Raw genomic sequence first — 19,855 nt, 5'->3', positions numbered from 1 at the left:
GATCGAAAATGAGAAGAAATAAACGAGAACGGCAACGATTACTGCAAGCAACGATCGAAGAAAATCCATTTATTACAGACGAACAGCTTGCCGAAAAATTTTCAGTCAGCATTCAAACGATCCGCCTCGATCGCCTAGAACTGTCGATTCCGGAGTTGCGCGAGCGCATTAAACATGTAGCTGAGCGCACATTTGCTGACGAAGTAAAGTCGTTGCCTATTGAAGAAGTGATCGGAGAAATCATTGATATACAGTTAGATGAAAGTGCCATTTCAATTTTTGATGTAAAAAAAGAACATGTATTTCAACGAAATCAAATTGCGCGAGGACATCATTTATTCGCACAAGCCAATTCGCTTGCGGTAGCGGTCATTAACGATGAATTAGCTTTAACGGCAAAAGCACACATTCGTTTTATGCGTCCCGTCAAAGAAGGAGAACGGGTCGTCGCGAAAGCGAAAGTAACAAACTTAAATGAAAATGGGCGCACAGTCGTTGAAGTGAATAGCTACGTTGGTCAAGAGCTTGTCTTTCAAGGAGAATTTCACATGTATCGTTCAAATGTTGTCAAAAAGGATGGAGAAGAAAAATGAAAATCGCAATCGATGCCATGGGAGGCGATCACGCACCAAAAGAAGTCGTGATCGGTGCACAAAAGGCGATTGAGCATTTTCACGATATTGAAATTACGCTTGTCGGGAATGAGACGCTCATTCGCCCATACATCACAAACGATGAACGACTATCGATCATTCATACGGAACAAGTAATTGAAGCAACAGATGAACCCGTTCGTGCCGTTCGCCGTAAAAAAGAGGCGTCCATGGTATTAATGGCCAATGAAGTGAGCGAAGGGCGCGCTCATGCGTGCATTTCGGCAGGCAATACAGGAGCTTTAATGGCAGCAGGGCTGTTTATCGTCGGCCGCATAGACGGCATTGATCGTCCTGCCTTAGCTCCGACGTTGCCAACGATTGGTGGAAAAGGATTTGTGTTGTTAGACGTTGGCGCAAACGTTGATGCCCGCCCAGAACATATAATGCAATATGCGTTGATGGGTGCAGCATATGCAGAAAAAGTGCGCGGTGTTGCTCGCCCGCGCGTCGGCTTATTAAACGTAGGAACAGAAGATCAAAAAGGAAATGAATTAGCAAAAAAAGCGTTTCAACTGATCCAAGAGACCCCGCTAAACTTTATCGGCAACGTGGAAGCGCGCGATTTATTAGAAGGAGTAGCTGACGTCGTCGTCACTGACGGATTTACCGGCAACGTGGCGTTAAAAACAATCGAAGGAACGGCGATCGCTGTTTTTTCGATGTTAAAATCGGCGCTGACAAGCGGAGTAGTAAGTAAAATAGCGGCGCTTGCTTTAAAGCCGCAGCTCATGCAATTGAAGAAAAAGATGGATTACGCTGAATACGGTGGGGCAGCGCTGTTCGGTTTACGTGCACCTGTCATTAAAGCGCACGGTTCATCGGACGCCCACGCTATTTTTCATGCCGTACGCCAAGCGCGTGATATGGTCGCCAACGAAGTCGTACAAACGGTGAAACAATCGATCGCGGAAATTACAAAATAAGAGGTGCTGTGATGGGGAAAATCGCATTTATTTTTCCAGGACAAGGTTCACAAACAGTCGGGATGGGAAAAGAATGGGCGGAAAAAGATGAGAAGGTAGCATCGATTTTTCGCCAAGCAGATGAACGATTGCAAATGTCTTTGTCACAACTTATTTTTGAAGGACCACAAGACGTATTAACAAAAACAGAAAACGCTCAGCCAGCATTGCTCACGACAAGCATCGCATTTTTACAAAAAGTAAAAGAAGCGGGTATTCATCCGCATTATGTAGCAGGACATAGCCTCGGAGAATATAGCGCGCTCGTTGCAGCGTCTGTGCTTTCGTTCACTGATGGTGTATATGCGGTGCGCAAGCGCGGAGAATTGATGGAGCAGGCGGTGCCGTCAGGACAAGGAACGATGGCGGCGGTGCTCGGGATGGATGAAGCTTTATTGCAACAAGTTGTCGATGAAGCAGCAACGGAATCATCACCTGTCCAATTAGCGAACTTAAACTGTCCGGGACAAATTGTCATTTCAGGTGCGAAAGAGGCAGTTGAGCGTGCGGCGCAGCTCGCGAAAGAAAAAGGGGCTAAGCGGGTCATTCCGCTCGAAGTGAGCGGGCCGTTTCACTCCATTTTAATGAAACGAGCGGCAGAGCAGTTTTCGTCCGTGCTCGACACGTTGTCGTTCCAAGCAAGCGACGTACCAGTCATTTCAAACGTCACAGCCCAACCGATGACAGATCCAATAGAAATAAAACAGCGCCTTGTCGAACAGCTATATTCGCCTGTTCGTTGGGAACAATCGATTCAAACGATGATTGATCTCGGCATAAATACGTTTATCGAAATTGGTCCTGGAAAAGTGTTAAGCGGTCTTGTGAAAAAAATAAACCGTCATGTCAACGTCTATTCTATTTTTGATGAAGCATCGTTTACAGCGACGGTAGCTGCGGTGAAAGGGGAATGAAAATGGAAGGGAAAGTAGCGATTGTGACAGGGGCGTCACGTGGAATCGGACGTGAAATTGCTTTACATCTCGCTCGCCTCGGTGCAAAAGTAGCGGTCAATTATGCAGGGAGCGAAGCGAAAGCGAATGAAGTTGTTGCCCAAATTGTTGAACATGGTGGCGAAGCGTTTGCTGTGCAAGCCGATGTGGCAAATAGCGAAGCGGTCGAGCGCATGGTGAAAGAAGTGCTTGAACGCTGGGGGCGCGTTGACATTTTAGTAAACAACGCAGGCATTACGCGCGACAATTTGCTTATGCGCATGAAAGAAGAAGAATGGGATGCAGTCATTAACACAAACTTAAAAGGCGTCTTTTTATGTACGAAAGCTGTCACCCGTCCGATGATGAAACAACGGTACGGTCGCATTGTCAACGTCGCATCGATCGTTGGCGTGAGCGGCAACCCTGGTCAAGCAAACTACGTTGCAGCGAAAGCAGGCGTCATTGGACTGACGAAAACGGCAGCAAAAGAACTAGCGAGCCGAAACATTACGGTGAACGCTGTTGCGCCTGGATTTATTACGACAGATATGACAGACCAATTAAGCGAAGATGTGCGCCAAGCGATGTTGCAACAAATTCCGCTCGCGCGCTTCGGAAATCCAGAAGATATCGCCCATGTCGTCGCGTTTCTTGTTTCAGATGGGGCAAGCTATATGACAGGGCAAACGATTCACGTCGATGGCGGCATGGTCATGTAAAAATTCGTTTTATTTTCTGATATCGTTCTGTTTTTAAACTAAACCGTAAAAATATATGAAAGACTTCAATAAAATGTATTTAAAAACACCACTTCTTTTGTTATTATTTTTACATGTTATTGCAGGGTTCTCTGATGAACATGTATAGTAAAAGAGAAAGAATCAAGCGTGGACTGTTTCAATCTGAAAACGGAACGCTCATCCACGCAGATGTCAACGGAGCATATAACATCATGAGAAAAGTATTCCCAAAGGCGTTCGCCAATGGGATAGCGGGTGTGGGGTTACACCCAATCAGAGTACATGTCGCTTAAACGACGTGGACTGATAAACAATTTTATTAAAATTTATCATATATTTTATAGGTTTTAATAAAATTGATAACCTAATGGCTTGAGGGGAGGTGAATAAAATGGCAGACGTATTAGAGCGTGTAACGAAAATTATCGTAGATCGCCTTGGTGTCGAGGAGTCACAAGTGACGCTTGAATCTTCATTCAAAGAAGATTTAGGAGCAGATTCGCTTGATGTCGTTGAGCTTGTTATGGAGTTAGAAGACGAATTTGATATGGAAATTTCAGATGAAGAGGCGGAGAAAATTGTTACTGTCGGTGACGCAGTAAACTACATAAAAAGCCGTCTATCATAATAAGCAAAGTCCCGTTTTGTAAGCGGGGCTTTCTATGCTTTTTACGTTTATAGTTGGGGGTTCATATGCATGTCGAAGCAACGACCGTACATGAAGTTTAAACAGTTTCAAGAGCAAATCGGCATTTTTTTTCGCGATGAAAAATTGCTTATCCAAGCATTTACCCATTCATCATATGTGAATGAGCATCGAAAGCGGCTATACGAAGATAACGAGCGCCTTGAATTTTTAGGAGATGCCGTCCTTGAATTAACCGTTTCGCAATATTTATTTGAACAGTTTCCGCAAATGAGCGAAGGGGAATTAACAAAACTGCGGGCGGCGATCGTTTGCGAACCGTCGCTTGTTACGTTCGCTCATGCGCTATCGTTTGGCGATCTCGTTTTGCTTGGCAAAGGAGAAGAGCTAACGGGGGGACGAATGCGTCCATCGTTGTTAGCGGACGTGTTTGAAGCTTTTATTGGGGCGCTTTATTTAGATCAAGGGATCGAGGCAGTTGTACAATTTTTAGGGAAAACGATGTTCCCGAAAATTCGCGAAGGTGCTTTTTCTCATGTGATGGATTACAAAAGTCAACTACAAGAGCTCGTACAACGTGATGGCAATGGTGTTTTAGAATATAAAATTTTACAAGAACGAGGTCCTGCACATAATAAAGAGTTCGTATCGCGCGTATCGTTAAACGGGGAAGAGCTTGGCGTTGGCATTGGTCGCTCGAAAAAAGAGGCAGAACAACGCGCCGCACAAATGGCATTAGCTAAGCTAAAACAATCAAAACAAGGCTGATCCGGTGCGAGAGGACAGCCTTGCTTGTTGTTACATCTTTAAGATAAAGGGGGATACAAGTGTTCCTCAAACGATTAGAAGCTATCGGATTTAAATCTTTTGCAGATCGCATTTCAATCGATTTTGTTCCGGGGATGACGGCCATCGTCGGTCCGAACGGAAGCGGAAAAAGCAACATTACAGATGCGATTCGTTGGGTGCTTGGGGAGCAATCGGCGAAGTCGCTTCGCGGGGCAAAAATGGAAGACGTTATCTTTTCAGGGAGCGAATCGCGCAAGCCGTTAAACGTTGCGGAAGTGACATTAACGCTTGATAATAGCGATCAATTTTTGCCGCTTGAATACGAAGAAGTCAGTGTAACAAGACGTGTATATCGCTCTGGAGATAGCGAATTTTTTATTAATAAACAGCCGTGTCGCTTAAAAGATATCGTTGATTTATTTATGGATTCAGGCGTTGGTCGCGAAGCGTTTTCGATCATTAGCCAAGGAAAAGTCGAAGAAATTTTAAGCAGTAAACCGGAAGAGCGTCGCATGATTTTTGAAGATGCAGCCGGTGTGTTAAAATATAAAATGAGGAAAAAAAAGGCTGAACACAAGTTAAGCGAAACAGAAGATCATTTACAACGTGTGCAAGATATTTTACATGAGTTAAACCAACAACTAGAACCGTTGAAACAACAAGCGTCCATTGCGAAAGAATATATCGAGAAAAAAGAACAATTACAAACATACGAAGTCGGGCTAATCGTCTATGAAATTGAACAGCTACATGAAAAATGGGAAGCGTTAAAAGAACAGCTCGCTATACATGAACAAAACGAGATCGAATTAGCAACGACGCTACAAAAAGAAGAAGCGCACATCGCTGAATTGCGTCATGAACTGACGGCGCTCGATGAGTCGATTGACGGCTTACAACAAGTGTTATTGCTTGTGAGCGAAGAGCTAGAAAAAATGGAAGGAAAAAAACAAGTATTAAAAGAGCGAAAAAACAACGCCCATAAGCAACAACACCAAATGGAACAAACGGTGGCCCAATTGGCTGAGCGCGAACGTGTACTGGAAGCGACTATTGCAGAAAAAAAGAAGTTGCTTCAACAGCTTCAAACAAATGTGCAAGCGCTTCAAGCGGAATTAAAAGAAAAAAACAACGTGCTTTCTGCTTACGGTCCGAAAGCGGAGGCAGAAATTGAACGGCTCAAAAGTGAATATATCGATCTCGTCCATGAACAAGCGACGTTAAAAAACGAACGGACGCACACGGAAGCACAGTTGCAAAAAAACGAAGAGAAACAACGACAGCTGATCGCTGCAAACGACGAGCATATTCGGGCATACGAGCAAATCGTTCAACAATGGGAACAAAAGCAACAGCTTGTTCACAAATTACAACAGCGCATCGCCGAGCAAGAAGAAGCAATGAAAGCAAAAGAACAACAATTAACGGCGCAAAAAGAACAATATCGCAAAAAAGAAGCGACGTTATATGAAGCGTACCAATACGTGCAAAAAATGAAATCAAAAAAAGAAATGCTTGAAGCGATGCAACAAGAATACGCTGGATTTTTCCAAGGTGTAAAAGAAGTATTAAAAGCAAAAGATCGCCTTTCAGGCATTCATGGGGCTGTCGTTGAACTGATGACGGTGCCGTCTGAGCTAGAGACGGCGATCGAAGTGGCGCTTGGCGGAGCAGCGCAACATATCGTCGTAGAGAACGAACAAAGCGCACGCGAAGCGATTCAGTTTTTAAAGCGACATGCGTACGGACGAGCTACTTTTTTACCGCTCAACGTCATTCAAGGAAAATCGCTTCCTCCATCTGTTCGGGCGGATATGATGAAACATCCCGCTTACGTTGGCGTCGCTTCCGAATTAATTACGTATGAAGCAACGTACGCGCAAGTAATGACAAACATTCTTGGAACGGTCATTATTACGCGCGACTTAAAAGGAGCGAATGAGCTTGCGCGCCACCTGCAATATCGCTATCGTTTCGTCACGCTTGACGGAGATGTTGTGAATCCTGGTGGAGCGATGACGGGAGGAACGGTAAACAAACAGACGAGTTCATTATTAAGCCGCACACGTGAACTTGAAGAAGTGACAGCAAGTTTTCGCGAAATCGAACGAAAAACGATTGAACTCGAACAGCGCATCCAGCGTGAAAAAGAGACGATCGCCCAAGCAGAACAGCAACGAGAGCATCTTTATGCGGAACTAGAAGCAAACCGTATGGCGCTGCAAGAAGAAAAAAGCGCATGGACGGAACTAGATCTTCGGAAAAAACATATGGATGAGCGACTAGCTGTGTATCGCTATGAACGACAAACGCTCGAAGAAGAAAAACAACAGCTGACCGCTCGACTTCACGATGTCATACAACAGCTTGATGAGTTAGAGAAAAAAATCGCTCATATTGACGAGCAAGTACAGCAATGGACAGAAAAAAAACAGCTCGAACAACAATCAAAAGAACAAATGCAAGAACAGCTGACCGCTTTAAAAGTCGCGCTCGCAGAAAAGCAAGAACACGTAAGAAATGAAGAACAACATGTGCGTCGACTTGTCGAAGAATGGGAAGAAACGAAACGAACGCGCGCAAAAATGGAAGAGGAGCGGCATCAACTCATTCATCATATGAACGAGCAAACGGAAGATGAACAACAGCTCGAACGAATATGCCAAGAAAAAACGAAGCAAAAAGAAGAGACGATTCAACTGATCGCTAGCCGCCGTGAACAACGACTACAATACCAAACGAAGCTTGAACAGCTCGAAAAAGAAATAAAAGAGCTGAAACGTCAACATAAACAGTTAACAGATACGTTAAAAGACGAAGAAGTGAAGCTCGCTCGTTTTGATATGGAGTTAGATCACTTGTTAAATCGACTTCGTGAAGAATATAAACTATCGTTTGAAGCGGCGAAAGAAGCGTTTCCGCTTCACATCCCAGCGCAAGAAGCGTGGAAAAAAGTAAAGCTCATTCAATTGGCGATTGATGAGCTCGGGACGGTGAACCTTGGCGCGATTGAAGAATATGAACGCGTATTTGAGCGCCATCGCTTTTTAACGGAACAAAAAGAAGATTTACAACGCGCGAAAGATACACTTTATCAAGTGATTGACGAAATGGACGATGAAATGAAGCGAAGATTTGCGGTGACGTTTGAACAAATCCGTACGCAATTTGCGCGCGTGTTCGTCGAATTGTTTGGAGGAGGAAAAGCGGATTTAAAGCTGACCGATCCGAACGATTTACTTCATACAGGTGTCGATATCGTCGCACAGCCGCCGGGCAAAAAACTGCAACATTTAAGTTTATTATCAGGCGGTGAACGAGCCCTTACTGCGATTGCGCTTTTATTTGCTATTTTAAACGTTCGACCTGTTCCGTTTTGCGTGCTCGATGAAGTGGAAGCTGCACTAGATGAAGCAAACGTGCAACGATATGCAAAATATTTAAAGAAATTTAGCAACGAAACGCAATTTATCGTCATTACTCATCGAAAAGGAACGATGGAAGAAGCGGACGTATTGTACGGAGTAACGATGCAACAATCAGGCGTATCGAAACTTGTTTCTGTTCGATTGGAAGAAGCAGCTGGAAAGAAAGGATGAGAAACGGTGAGCTTTTTTAAAAAGTTAAAAGAAAAAATTGCAAAACAAGCGGATACAGTGACGGAAAAGTTTAAGCGCGGCTTAGAAAAAACGCGCGACTCTTTTGCAGGAAAAGTGAATGACTTAATTGCCCGCTATCGAAAAGTGGACGAAGAGTTTTTTGAAGAACTAGAAGAAATTTTAATTGCGTCAGACGTTGGTGTGGCAACGGTCATGGATTTTATTGATGAGTTGAAAATGGAAGTGAAGCGCCGCAACATTCAAGACCCGAAAGAAATGTATAGCGTCATTTCCGAAAAACTCATCGATATATATCAAGCGAGCGGCGATGAAACGACAGAATTAAACATTCAACCAAACGGTTTAACGGTCATTTTATTTGTCGGTGTCAACGGTGTCGGAAAAACGACGACGATCGGAAAGCTCGCGTATAAATTAAAAAACGAAGGAAAAAAAGTGATGCTTGCGGCAGGCGATACGTTCCGTGCTGGGGCGATTGAACAGTTAGAAGTATGGGGAGAGCGAGTAGGCGTCGAAGTGATTAAACAGTCAGCAGGCTCCGATCCGGCTGCGGTGATGTACGATGCGATTCAAGCGGCGAAATCGCGCAACGTCGATATTTTGCTGTGCGATACAGCTGGTCGCTTGCAAAATAAAGTAAACTTAATGAAAGAGCTTGAAAAAGTGAAACGCGTCATTGAACGAGAAGTACCAGGTGCACCGCATGAAGTGTTGCTCGTGTTAGATGCAACGACGGGACAAAATGCGATGAGCCAAGCGAAGACGTTTAAAGAAGCGACGAATGTGACCGGCATCGTGTTAACAAAGCTTGACGGAACAGCAAAAGGTGGCATCGTGTTAGCGATCCGCCACGAGCTAAACATCCCGGTGAAATTTGTCGGGTTAGGTGAGAAAATGGACGATTTAGAGCCGTTTCAAGCAGAACAATTCGTTTACGGACTATTTTCATCGTTTATGGAACGTGAAGAAGCGCAAGGAGAATAACTTGACAGCATCGGTTAAAACATATACACTAAAGTCATGTAAAGGCGTTTCACTTAACAGGGGGGAGTTTCATGCTAGAAAAAACAACGAGAATGAACTACTTATATGACTTTTACCAATCGTTGTTGACACCGAAGCAGCGGAACTATATGTCCCTTTATTACTTAGACGATTACTCCCTCGGTGAAATTGCCGAAGAGTACGAAGTGAGTCGTCAAGCTGTATACGATAACATTAAACGGACGGAAGCGATGCTAGAAGACTACGAGCAAAAACTATTGCTGTTTCAAAAGTTTCAACAGCGGCAAAAACTATTGCATTCGTTAAAAACGCATATTGCCGAACGCTATCCGAACGATGAAAAGCTGGTAAAGCTCGTTGCGGAGTTGGAGAAATTAGAGTAGGGGGCGGTAACGATGGCATTTGAAGGATTGGCCGACCGTCTGCAACATGTCATGAATAAAATTCGTGGCAAAGGCAAAGTCACGGAAGCCGATGTAAAAGAAATGATGCGCGAAGTGCGGCTAGCGTTATTAGAAGCTGACGTCAATTTTAAAGTCGTCAAAGACTTTGTGAAAAAAGTAAGCGAGCGAGCTGTCGGACAAGAAGTGTTAAAAAGTTTGACCCCGGGGCAGCAAGTCATTAAAGTCGTCAAAGAAGAATTGACGGAATTAATGGGAGGAGAAAATAGCAAAATTGCTGTCGCAAGCCGTCCGCCAACCGTCGTTATGATGGTCGGCTTGCAAGGGGCAGGAAAAACGACGACGACGGGGAAATTAGCGAACTTACTGCGCAAAAAACATAATCGCAAACCGTTGCTCGTGGCCGCTGACATTTATCGCCCAGCGGCGATCAAACAGCTTGAAACGCTAGGTAAACAATTGAACATCCCTGTGTTTTCGCTCGGTGATCAAGTAAGCCCAGTTGAAATCGCCAAGCAAGCGATCGCAAAAGCGAAAGAAGAACACCACGATTATGTGTTAATCGATACCGCAGGGCGACTGCACATCGACGAAGCGCTCATGGACGAATTAAAACAAATCAAAGAAGTGACGAAACCGGATGAAATTTTCCTCGTCGTCGATGCGATGACAGGACAAGATGCGGTAAACGTCGCGCAAAGCTTTAACGAACAGCTTGGCTTAACAGGCGTCATTTTGACGAAGCTCGATGGCGATACGCGCGGCGGAGCGGCGTTGTCGATTAAAGCGGTCACAAACACGCCAATTAAATTCGTCGGTATGGGCGAAAAGCTCGATGCGCTTGAACCGTTTCATCCCGAGCGGATGGCATCGCGCATTTTAGGCATGGGCGACGTACTGACGCTCATTGAAAAAGCGCAAGCCGCCGTCGATGAAGAAAAAGCAAAAGAGCTCGAACAAAAAATGCGCACAGCCTCATTTACCCTTGACGACTTTTTAGAACAGCTTGGACAAGTGCGCAAACTTGGCCCGCTTGATGAAATTTTAAAAATGTTGCCGGGCGCGAACAAAGTGAAAGGGCTCAACAACTTACAAATTGATGAAAAACAAATTAGCCGCGTCGAAGCGATTATTCGCTCAATGACAAAAGAAGAAAAAATGAACCCAGACATCATTAACTCAAGCCGCAAAAAGCGAATCGCCAAAGGAAGCGGAACGACGGTTCAAGACGTCAACCGCTTGTTGAAACAGTTTGACGAAATGAAAAAAATGATGAAAATGATGACAACTATGCCAAAAGGGAAAAAGAAAGGGTTCCGTTTCCCGTTCATGTAAACAAAATGATAGTGTTAAGAAAAAACACTTTACAAACAAAACGTTTATTGCTAATATACTATCTTGTGTGAAATATTTTCGGAGGTGCTACAATTATGGCAGTAAAAATTCGTTTAAAACGTATGGGTGCAAAAAAATCACCATTTTATCGTATCGTTGTTGCAGACTCTCGTTCTCCACGTGACGGTCGTTTCATCGAAACAATCGGCACATACAATCCGTTAACAGAGCCTGCAGAAATTAAAATTAACGAAGAACTTGCGTTAAAATGGTTGCAAAACGGTGCGAAACCATCTGATACGGTGCGCAACTTGCTTTCAAAACAAGGAATTTTAGAAAAATTCCACAACTTAAAGTACGGAAAGTAATGTATGAAAACGTTGCTTGAGACGATTGTTCGGTCACTTGTCGATCATCCGGAATGCGTCGTCGTTCGCGAAACGGAACAACAACAATCGATCACGTATTCGATTGCCCTTCATCAAGAAGATGTAGGGAAAGTGATCGGGAAGAACGGGCGAATCATTCAAGCGATTCGCACCGTAGTTCAAGCAGCTAACGAGTCGAAAAAGCGAATAGACGTACGCATCGAAGAGTAAGGGAGAGGGACATACCTCCCCTTTTTTCGTTCAGAAAGGCGGTGCGCCATGAAAATTATTCAAAAAGTGGAAGTGAGACAGCGATTAACTGAGAACAGTAAGCAGCAACTCATTCAACAATTTATGCAACAAAAACAACAACTGGAACAACAATGTGCGCAACTCATCTTTGAACAAAAGCGAATGGAAAAGCACACTTCGTTTTCACCAAAGCAAATAAAAGACAAGTTTGAACGCGAAATGAACGTTCGTCGTCAAAAAATAGAAGAGCTTGATTTCCTTCTTGAGCAATTGCGCATATTACCGATAGGAAGTGAAATAAAAGAAAGAGATGTCGAGGCGATCATCGACGTCCAAATAGGGATGCGATGGGAGTCTCCGAAAACGATTGTCATTGAAGATGGAATCGTTGTCGACATACGTGAGGGGTGATCGTTGTGAAATGGTTTCATGTCGGAAAAATTGTAAATACGCACGGCATTCGCGGTGAAGTGCGCGTCATTTCACGCACCGATTTTGCTGAAGAGCGATATAAAAAAGGAAATGTATTATACATTTTTATGGAAAACGAGCCGCCAGTCGAAGTAAAAGTGGCGAACCATCGTGTGCATAAGTCATTTGATTTGTTAACATTTGAAGGATATGACAACATTAACTTAGTTGAAAAGTTTAAAGGAGCAATCATTAAAGTGCCTGAAAGCCAGCTTCAACCACTTGCTGAAGGGGAGTATTATTTTCACGAAATTATCGGCTCTGTCGTTGTCACGGAAGATGGTGAAACGATTGGTGAAGTGAAAGAAATTTTAACGCCAGGGGCGAATGACGTATGGGTTGTTAAGCGGAAAAAAGGCAGCGATGTGCTCATTCCATATATTGAAGATGTTGTTAAACAAGTCGATGTGAAAAATAAGATGATTACGATTCATGTGATGGAAGGGTTGCTTGACGAATGAAAATCGATGTGCTCACTTTATTTCCAACGATGTTTACCGGCGTGCTGAACGAGTCCATTTTAAAGCGGGCGCAAGAGAAAGGAGCTGTCACGTTTCGGCTCGTCAACTTTCGCGAGTTTGCCGATAATAAACATCAAACAGTGGACGATTATCCTTATGGCGGTGGTGCAGGCATGGTATTGAAGCCGCAGCCGATTTTTGATGCGGTCGATCATTTAACAAAACAGAGCGAACATCGTCCGCGCATCATTTTACTTTGTCCACAAGGGGAACGATATACGCAAAAAAAAGCGGAAGAACTAGCGAAAGAACAACATATCATTTTCATTTGCGGACATTATGAAGGATATGACGAGCGCATTCGAGAGCATGTAGTAACGGACGAAATTTCTATTGGAGATTACGTCCTAACCGGTGGAGAACTCGCGGCGATGGTCGTTATCGATAGTGTTGTTCGCTTGCTTCCCGGCGTGCTCGGCAATGAACATTCGCCTGTACTTGACTCGTATAGCTCCGGTTTGCTCGAACATCCACATTATACGCGCCCTGCAAATTTCCGCGGCATGAAGGTGCCGGACGTTCTTCTTTCCGGCAATCATCGCTTAATTGAAGAATGGCGCCAAAAAGAGTCGTTGCGTCGCACATGGTTGCGCCGTCCAGATTTACTTGAGACGTATGAACTAACGGAACAACAAAAAAAATGGATCGAACAATGGGAAAAAAATGAGCGGTAACTCTTGCATCCGATACATCTTTATGCTAGTATAAACGTTGTGACTTACGTCGCATGAAAACGATGTTCCGCTGCTATGAACAAGAAGCATAAGCATGAGCATCTGTTGGAAGGAGATGAATATGATGCATCATTTAATTCAAGAAATTACAAAAGAACAACTACGTAACGATCTTCCTGAATTCCGCCCTGGTGACACTGTGCGCGTTCACGTTAAAGTTGTTGAAGGAAACCGTGAACGTATCCAAGTATTTGAGGGCGTTGTAATCAAGCGTCGTGGTGGTGGAATTAGCGAAACATTTACAGTTCGTAAAGTATCTTACGGTGTAGGTGTTGAGCGTACATTCCCATTACACACGCCGAAGATTGCAAAATTAGAAGTTGTTCGTCGCGGTAAAGTTCGTCGTGCGAAGTTGTACTACTTGCGTCAACTCCGCGGTAAAGCAGCACGCATCAAAGAAATCATCTAACAAAAGAAATGATTGCGAGGAGCTTGATCATCAAGCTCCTTTTTCAACATGTATCATATAGGTGGGAGAAGGATGGAAAAACAAAAAAACGAATGGTTTGAATGGGTGAAAGCAATTCTTATTGCAGTGGCGTTAGCAGGCGGCATTCGCTACTTCATTTTTGCCCCGATTATTGTCGAAGGGGAATCGATGATGCCGACGTTGCATCATCAAGATCGGATGATCGTCAATAAAGTTGCATATAAAATTGGTGAACCAGAACGGTTTGATATTATCGTTTTTCATGCGGAGGAAGGCAAAGATTATATTAAGCGCGTCATTGGGCTGCCGGGCGATCGCATTGAATATAAAAATGATACGCTATATGTGAACGGAAAGCCGTATAAAGAGCCTTATTTAGACGAAGAGAAAAAGCAAGTATTTGACGGCCCGCTAACAGAGTCGTTTACACTTGAAGAACTATGGGGACAAAAAACAGTTCCAGAAGGTCATTTATTCGTGCTCGGAGATAATCGTCGCTACAGCAAAGATAGCCGTCATATCGGCTTTATTCCAATGGATAAAGTTGTAGGCAAAACGTCGGTCGTCTATTGGCCCCTTTCTGATGCGCGAATTGTTGAATAACATCATACAAAGTAGGTGGCAGCAATGACGATTCAATGGTTTCCCGGCCATATGGCGAAGGCGAAACGAGAAGTAACAGAAAAATTAAAGCTCATTGATATCGTATTTGAACTTGTTGATGCGCGCATTCCGATGTCATCCCGCAATCCGTTAATTGATGAAATTGTCGCAAATAAGCCGCGCATCATGTTGTTAAATAAAGCGGATATGGCTGATCCAGACGTCACAAAGCAATGGATTGAATTTTTCGCCACGCAACAAATCGAAGCGATTGCGATCGACTCGCAAAGCGGAACGGGCGTGAAGCAAATTGTGACGGTCGCAAAAGAGAAGTTGCGCCCAAAGTTTGAAAAAATGATGGCTAAAGGAATTAAACGTCCTCGCGCCATGCGCGCGTTAATTGTCGGAATTCCAAACGTCGGAAAATCGACGCTCATTAACCGACTAGCAGGAAAACATATTGCCAAAACGGGCGATACACCAGGAGTGACGAAAGCACAACAATGGATTAAAGTCGGCAAAGAACTTGAACTGCTTGATACGCCAGGGATTTTATGGCCGAAGTTTGAAGACGAAGAAGTCGGATTGAAGCTTGCGACAACGGGGGCAATTAAAGATACGATTTTAAATTTACAAGACGTCGCTGTATATGCGTTGCGCTTTTTATCTGTTTATTATCCTGACCGTTTAAAAGAACGGTACGCGCTTTCAGATATTCCAGAAGACATCGTTGTATTGTTTGATGAAATCGGGAAAAGACGAGGCTGTTTAGCTGCTGGAGGGGTCGTGGATTACGATAAAGTAGCTGAGCTTGTGTTGCGCGATATTCGCACAGAAAAATTAGGACGGCTCAGTTTTGATCGCCTGTAAGGTTCGCATAAGCGGGCCTTTATTTTTTTGCCAATTTGCCGATATAACATGTAAGGAGTGATCGAGCGTGAATATGCAAGAGATCAAACAACGACTACAAACGATTCATGATGAAACAGATGAATGGTTTCAACAACTATTACATGATGAGCGAAAAGGCGTCCAACGCCTCGTTCAACAATGGTATAAACAAAAAGAAGCAGAAAAACGCGAAAGGGAACGTTTTTCGCATATGTTGCAATATGAACAGGCGCTATATGAAAAAGGAGTGCGCTACATCGCTGGCGTAGATGAAGTTGGACGCGGTCCGCTCGCTGGCCCAGTCGTTGCCGCTGCGGTCATTTTGCCGAAAGACGTGTTTTTACCTCATTTGGACGATTCGAAAAAACTATCGGAAACGAAGCGGGAGCAATTGTTTTCTATTATTCAACAAACGGCGCTCGCGATCGGCATCGGCATAGTGAGCGCCCGTGAAATTGATGAGTTAAACATTTACGAAGCGACGAAAAGAGCGATGGTGCAAGCCGTTCAAGCGCTTCCGATCGCTCCTGAACATTTGCTTATTGATGCGATGCACATTCCGCTATCTATTCCGCAAACATCCATCATTAAAGGAGATGCGCACAGTGCATCCATTGCGGCAAGCTCCATTATAGCAAAAGTGACGCGCGATCGGATGATGAAACAGCTAGGAGAGGAATATCCACAATATGGATTTGAGAAACATATGGGATACGGAACGAAAGCGCATATCCAAGCGATTGAACGATATGGTGTCATGGAAGAACATCGTCGTTCTTTTGCGCCAATTCGTGAGCGAATGAAACGAGGGGAATGAAATGAACGTCCAATGGCTGCGTACGTTAGTTGATGATCGGCAAGCGGTTCGCCTGCCGAAAGGGCCGACGTTTCAAGTTGGCGATATGATTTACGGGAAAATCGAAAAAATCAATGAAGATCAAACAGCGCTCGTTCGCATCGGAAGTTATACGCTGACAGCAGAATTGCATTCACCTGTCAAAGAAGGTAGAACATATACGTTTCAAGTGCAAAAGACGATGCCGCTTGAGCTGAACATATTGCCGCGTCCAGCAAAACTGACAGATGAAGAAAGCGTCATTCGCCATTTTCGTCTACCAGAGAATGAACAAACGAAAGCGCTCGTTCGTTGGATGATGAATGAATCATTTTCGTTTAAAAAGAACGACATGGCACTCATTCGGCAATGGTTGCGAACAGGCGGTGAAAAAGAGGTGCAAGCAATCAAATGGCTATTGATGCACGATTTGCCGCTTCATGACGATGTGTTTCGTGCGCTCGTCACTTTACAACATGATCAGCCGTTATATGAACAACGGCTTATGCTTGCGTCGCTCATTGATCGCGCTCATCCGAAAGGAACGTTAGCGACACTTTCTGCTCATTTGCGTCATATACCAACGCTTTCCTCTTTTTCGCCTGAACATATGCAACGATTGCTCGAAGAAACGATGAAACAACAAGATGAATGGCTCGTTTTATTGCAAACAGCAGCAGAAGAAGCAACAGGTGAGTTGAAAGCGGAGATCGCCTCATTACTTGATCGGATGAAAGCATATCAGTTGTTATCAACAAACAGCAATTCGCTCCAACATATATTTACGCAATTTCCATTACTCATCGGGACGCATGCAACAGATGTGACGATTCAATGGCGCGGAAAACAACGAGAAAACGGAAAAATGGATACAGACTATTGTCGCATTTTATTTTATTTGACGATGGCGACGTTAAAAGAAACGATTGTAGACGTTCACATTCAACAGCGCATCGTTCATATTTCGATCATCAACGACACGCCCCATGTAGAACTGTACGCATCCGCCCTTGAGCCGTCATTAAAGGAGAAGCTTGCTGAACATGGCTACACGCTTTCTGCCGTTTCCGTTAAACTGCCGATAAACAAGCGAAGCGAACGGTTACTTGTTGAACCATTTTCTTATAAAGGAGTCGATTATCGCGTATGAAACGAAAACGTGCCGTTGCTTTGTCGTACAACGAACAACATATTGCCCCCGTCGTTGTGGCAAAAGGGGAAGGAATGGTTGCCGAGCGCATCATTGAACGCGCGAAACAATACGACGTCCCGATTTACGAAGATCAAACGCTCGCGACAATGCTTAGTCAATTACAATTGAACGAAACGATTCCAGAGGAGCTGTACAAAGTCGTTGCTGAAGTATTTGCATTTATTTATCAAATAGAAAAGAAGGTAGAGGAGCGCTCGTGACCGTCGCTTCTTTTTCTTTTGTTAAAGAATTTTCTGTCTAAATGGTAGACAACTGACAAAGTATCATTATACAATGAAAGCGCTAGTACTTTTATTTTTATACATAGGAGGATGGGGTATGAATATTCATGAGTATCAAGGAAAAGAGATCCTCAGAAGCTACGGAGTGAGCGTACCGAACGGCCGTGTGGCGTTTACGGTTGAAGAAGCGGTCGAGGCAGCGAAAGCGCTTGGCAGTAGCGTTTGTGTCGTCAAGGCGCAAATTCATGCCGGCGGTCGCGGAAAAGCAGGGGGTGTAAAAGTCGCAAAAAGTTTAGAAGAAGTTCGTACATATGCGAGTGAGCTATTAGGAAAAGTGCTCGTTACGCACCAAACAGGTCCAGAAGGAAAAGAAGTGAAACGTCTTTTGATCGAAGAAGGATGCGACATTAAAAAAGAATATTACATCGGACTTGTTGTTGACCGTGCGACATCCCGCGTTGTTTTAATGGGATCTGAAGAAGGCGGAACAGAAATTGAAGAAGTAGCAGCAAAAACGCCAGAGAAAATTTTTAAAGAGTACATTGACCCAGCTGTCGGCTTACAAGCGTTTCAAGCGCGTCGCATGGCGTTTAACATCAACATTCCGAAAGAGCTTGTCAACCAAGCGGTCAAATTTATGTTAGGCTTATATCAAGTGTTCGTCGAAAAAGATTGCTCGATCGCTGAAATTAACCCGCTCGTTGTTACAGGAGACGGAAAAGTGATGGCGCTCGATGCGAAGTTAAACTTTGATTCTAACGCGTTATATCGCCATAAAGACATTTTAGAATATCGCGATTTAGACGAAGAAGATCCGAAAGAAATTGAAGCATCAAAATATGATTTAAACTACATTTCGCTTGACGGAAACATCGGCTGCATGGTTAATGGTGCAGGCTTAGCGATGGCGACAATGGACATTATTAAATATTATGGCGGCGAGCCAGCAAACTTTTTAGATGTTGGTGGCGGTGCGACGACAGAGAAAGTAACGGAAGCATTTAAAATCATTTTATCTGATCCGAAAGTAAAAGGCATTTTCGTGAACATTTTCGGGGGCATTATGAAATGCGACGTGATCGCAAACGGGATTGTTGAAGCGACAAAACAAGTCGGTTTAAACCTTCCGCTCGTCGTTCGTTTAGAAGGAACAAACGTCGAATTAGGGAAAAAGATTTTAGAACAGTCTGGACTAAACATTACAGCCGCTGAATCGATGGCAGACGGCGCGCAAAAAATCGTTTCGCTAGTAAGCTAATAGAAGGGATGGGAGAAACGTGAGCGTTTTTGTTAATAAAGATACGAAAGTAATCGTGCAAGGAATTACAGGTTCACAAGGATTGTTCCATACAAAACAAATGATCGAATACGGCACAAACATCGTTGGTGGTGTCACACCAGGAAAAGGTGGAACAGAAGTAGAAGGTGTGCCTGTATTTGATACGGTTTCCGAAGCGGTTGAAAAAACAGGAGCGAACGCTTCTGTCATCTATGTTCCGCCGGCATTTGCTGCGGATGCCATTATGGAAGCTGTCGATGCAGAAATCGACTTAGTTGTTTGTATTACAGAAGGCATTCCTGTATTGGATATGGTGAAAGTGAAGCGCTATATGGAAGGAAAGAAAACGCGTCTCATTGGTCCGAACTGCCCTGGCGTCATTACGCCGGAAGAATGTAAAATCGGCATTATGCCAGGTTACATTCATAAAAAAGGTCACGTCGGTATCGTTTCGCGTTCTGGTACGTTAACGTATGAAGCTGTTCACCAATTAACACAAGCAGGCATCGGTCAATCGACAGCGGTTGGCATTGGTGGTGACCCAGTGAACGGTACAAACTTTATCGACGTATTAAAGGCGTTTAACGAAGATGAAGACACATATGCGGTCATTATGATCGGTGAAATTGGTGGAACAGCAGAAGAAGAAGCGGCAGAATGGGTCAAAGCGAACATGACAAAACCGGTTGTCGGCTTTATTGGTGGACAAACAGCTCCTCCAGGAAAGCGCATGGGACATGCGGGTGCGATTATTTCTGGTGGCAAAGGAACAGCCGCAGAAAAAATTCAAACGATGACAGCATGCGGCATTAAAGTGGCTGAAACGCCATCTGTGATCGGCGAAACGCTCATCTCTGTATTAAAAGAACGCGGTTTATACGAGAAGTGTAAAACACATTAATCGTTCAATCGTCCTAAGGAGCAGACCTTAGGACGATTTTTATACAA

23 protein-coding genes are annotated in these 19,855 nt (G+C 44.0%); all 23 read left to right on the top strand.

Features of this window, described 5'->3' with window-relative positions:
- Positions 1-8 precede the first annotated feature (8 nt).
- The 23 genes from fapR (at position 9) to sucD (ending at position 19,808) form a co-directional block, all read left to right on the top strand.
- Positions 9-593 (top strand): transcription factor FapR, encoded by a 585-nt coding sequence (fapR, locus tag ES017_RS00630; protein WP_042533842.1) that lies wholly within the window; start codon positions 9-11, stop codon positions 591-593.
- Positions 590-1,579: a phosphate acyltransferase PlsX gene (gene plsX, locus ES017_RS00625; protein ID WP_075039026.1), complete on the top strand. Its 990-nt coding sequence runs from the start codon at positions 590-592 to the stop codon at positions 1,577-1,579. Before fapR ends, plsX begins: the two co-directional genes overlap by 4 nt.
- Before the next feature lie 11 nt (positions 1,580-1,590).
- Positions 1,591-2,532 carry an ACP S-malonyltransferase gene (fabD, locus tag ES017_RS00620; protein ID WP_171334604.1) on the top strand — a complete coding sequence of 314 codons (942 nt, stop codon included), beginning with the start codon at positions 1,591-1,593 and terminating at the stop codon, positions 2,530-2,532.
- Positions 2,529-3,272, top strand: coding sequence for a 3-oxoacyl-[acyl-carrier-protein] reductase (gene fabG, locus ES017_RS00615; protein ID WP_042533849.1), 744 nt, complete (start codon positions 2,529-2,531; stop codon positions 3,270-3,272). Before fabD ends, fabG begins: the two co-directional genes overlap by 4 nt.
- A 412-nt stretch (positions 3,273-3,684) precedes the next feature.
- Positions 3,685-3,921, top strand: a complete 237-nt coding sequence (gene acpP, locus ES017_RS00610; RefSeq protein ID WP_003394967.1) for an acyl carrier protein — start codon at positions 3,685-3,687, stop codon at positions 3,919-3,921.
- A 69-nt stretch (positions 3,922-3,990) separates the two neighbouring features.
- Complete coding sequence (gene rnc / locus ES017_RS00605) at positions 3,991-4,707, top strand: ribonuclease III (protein WP_042533851.1); 717 nt, start codon at positions 3,991-3,993, stop codon at positions 4,705-4,707.
- 59 nt (positions 4,708-4,766) lie between these two features.
- Positions 4,767-8,327 carry a chromosome segregation protein SMC gene (smc, locus tag ES017_RS00600; protein WP_171334603.1) on the top strand — a complete coding sequence of 1,187 codons (3,561 nt, stop codon included), beginning with the start codon at positions 4,767-4,769 and terminating at the stop codon, positions 8,325-8,327.
- A gap of 6 nt (positions 8,328-8,333) precedes the next feature.
- The gene (gene ftsY, locus ES017_RS00595; protein ID WP_021094236.1) at positions 8,334-9,332 is read left to right on the top strand and encodes a signal recognition particle-docking protein FtsY; all 999 of its coding nucleotides are present in this window, start codon (positions 8,334-8,336) and stop codon (positions 9,330-9,332) included.
- 71 nt (positions 9,333-9,403) lie between these two features.
- Positions 9,404-9,736 carry a putative DNA-binding protein gene (locus ES017_RS00590; RefSeq protein WP_021094235.1) on the top strand — a complete coding sequence of 111 codons (333 nt, stop codon included), beginning with the start codon at positions 9,404-9,406 and terminating at the stop codon, positions 9,734-9,736.
- Between the two features lie 12 nt (positions 9,737-9,748).
- Complete coding sequence (gene ffh / locus ES017_RS00585) at positions 9,749-11,089, top strand: signal recognition particle protein (protein ID WP_021094234.1); 1,341 nt, start codon at positions 9,749-9,751, stop codon at positions 11,087-11,089.
- A 95-nt stretch (positions 11,090-11,184) separates the two neighbouring features.
- Complete coding sequence (rpsP, locus tag ES017_RS00580; protein WP_004891099.1) at positions 11,185-11,457, top strand: 30S ribosomal protein S16; 273 nt, start codon at positions 11,185-11,187, stop codon at positions 11,455-11,457.
- Between the two features lie 3 nt (positions 11,458-11,460).
- Complete coding sequence (locus ES017_RS00575; RefSeq protein WP_003394952.1) at positions 11,461-11,688, top strand: KH domain-containing protein; 228 nt, start codon at positions 11,461-11,463, stop codon at positions 11,686-11,688.
- 48 nt (positions 11,689-11,736) lie between these two features.
- Positions 11,737-12,120, top strand: a complete 384-nt coding sequence (locus ES017_RS00570; RefSeq protein ID WP_003394950.1) for a YlqD family protein — start codon at positions 11,737-11,739, stop codon at positions 12,118-12,120.
- Positions 12,120-12,641 carry a ribosome maturation factor RimM gene (gene rimM, locus ES017_RS00565; RefSeq protein ID WP_338390254.1) on the top strand — a complete coding sequence of 174 codons (522 nt, stop codon included), beginning with the start codon at positions 12,120-12,122 and terminating at the stop codon, positions 12,639-12,641. The genes ES017_RS00570 and rimM overlap by 1 nt, the downstream gene beginning before the upstream one ends.
- Entirely contained in the window at positions 12,638-13,375 is a 738-nt protein-coding gene (gene trmD / locus ES017_RS00560; RefSeq protein WP_003394945.1) for a tRNA (guanosine(37)-N1)-methyltransferase TrmD, read from the top strand. Before rimM ends, trmD begins: the two co-directional genes overlap by 4 nt.
- Before the next feature lie 124 nt (positions 13,376-13,499).
- Positions 13,500-13,844 (top strand): 50S ribosomal protein L19, encoded by a 345-nt coding sequence (gene rplS, locus ES017_RS00555; protein ID WP_003394943.1) that lies wholly within the window; start codon positions 13,500-13,502, stop codon positions 13,842-13,844.
- 72 nt (positions 13,845-13,916) lie between these two features.
- A complete protein-coding gene (lepB, locus tag ES017_RS00550) occupies positions 13,917-14,468 on the top strand; it encodes a signal peptidase I (protein ID WP_171334602.1) in 552 nt (183 codons plus the stop codon).
- Positions 14,469-14,483: 15 nt separating this feature from the next.
- On the top strand, positions 14,484-15,338 hold the full coding sequence (ylqF, locus tag ES017_RS00545) for a ribosome biogenesis GTPase YlqF (protein ID WP_171334601.1): 855 nt from the start codon (positions 14,484-14,486) through the stop codon (positions 15,336-15,338).
- Between the two features lie 73 nt (positions 15,339-15,411).
- Positions 15,412-16,176 (top strand): ribonuclease HII, encoded by a 765-nt coding sequence (locus ES017_RS00540; protein WP_171334755.1) that lies wholly within the window; start codon positions 15,412-15,414, stop codon positions 16,174-16,176.
- Between the two features lies 1 nt (position 16,177).
- Positions 16,178-17,344, top strand: a complete 1,167-nt coding sequence (locus tag ES017_RS00535) for a hypothetical protein (protein WP_171334600.1) — start codon at positions 16,178-16,180, stop codon at positions 17,342-17,344.
- Complete coding sequence (locus ES017_RS00530; protein ID WP_042894093.1) at positions 17,341-17,607, top strand: EscU/YscU/HrcU family type III secretion system export apparatus switch protein; 267 nt, start codon at positions 17,341-17,343, stop codon at positions 17,605-17,607. Before ES017_RS00535 ends, ES017_RS00530 begins: the two co-directional genes overlap by 4 nt.
- A gap of 118 nt (positions 17,608-17,725) precedes the next feature.
- Complete coding sequence (sucC, locus tag ES017_RS00525; protein WP_021094224.1) at positions 17,726-18,886, top strand: ADP-forming succinate--CoA ligase subunit beta; 1,161 nt, start codon at positions 17,726-17,728, stop codon at positions 18,884-18,886.
- 19 nt (positions 18,887-18,905) lie between these two features.
- Positions 18,906-19,808, top strand: a complete 903-nt coding sequence (sucD, locus tag ES017_RS00520) for a succinate--CoA ligase subunit alpha (RefSeq protein WP_009732873.1) — start codon at positions 18,906-18,908, stop codon at positions 19,806-19,808.
- The last annotated feature ends 47 nt before the right edge of the window (positions 19,809-19,855 follow it).

It is taken from the genome of Anoxybacillus sp. EFIL, from assembly GCF_013096955.1.
GTDB lineage: Bacteria > Bacillota > Bacilli > Bacillales > Anoxybacillaceae > Anoxybacillus > Anoxybacillus ayderensis.
Note: the sequence above shows the minus strand (reverse complement) of the source record. Positions and strands in the feature narration are given on the sequence as shown.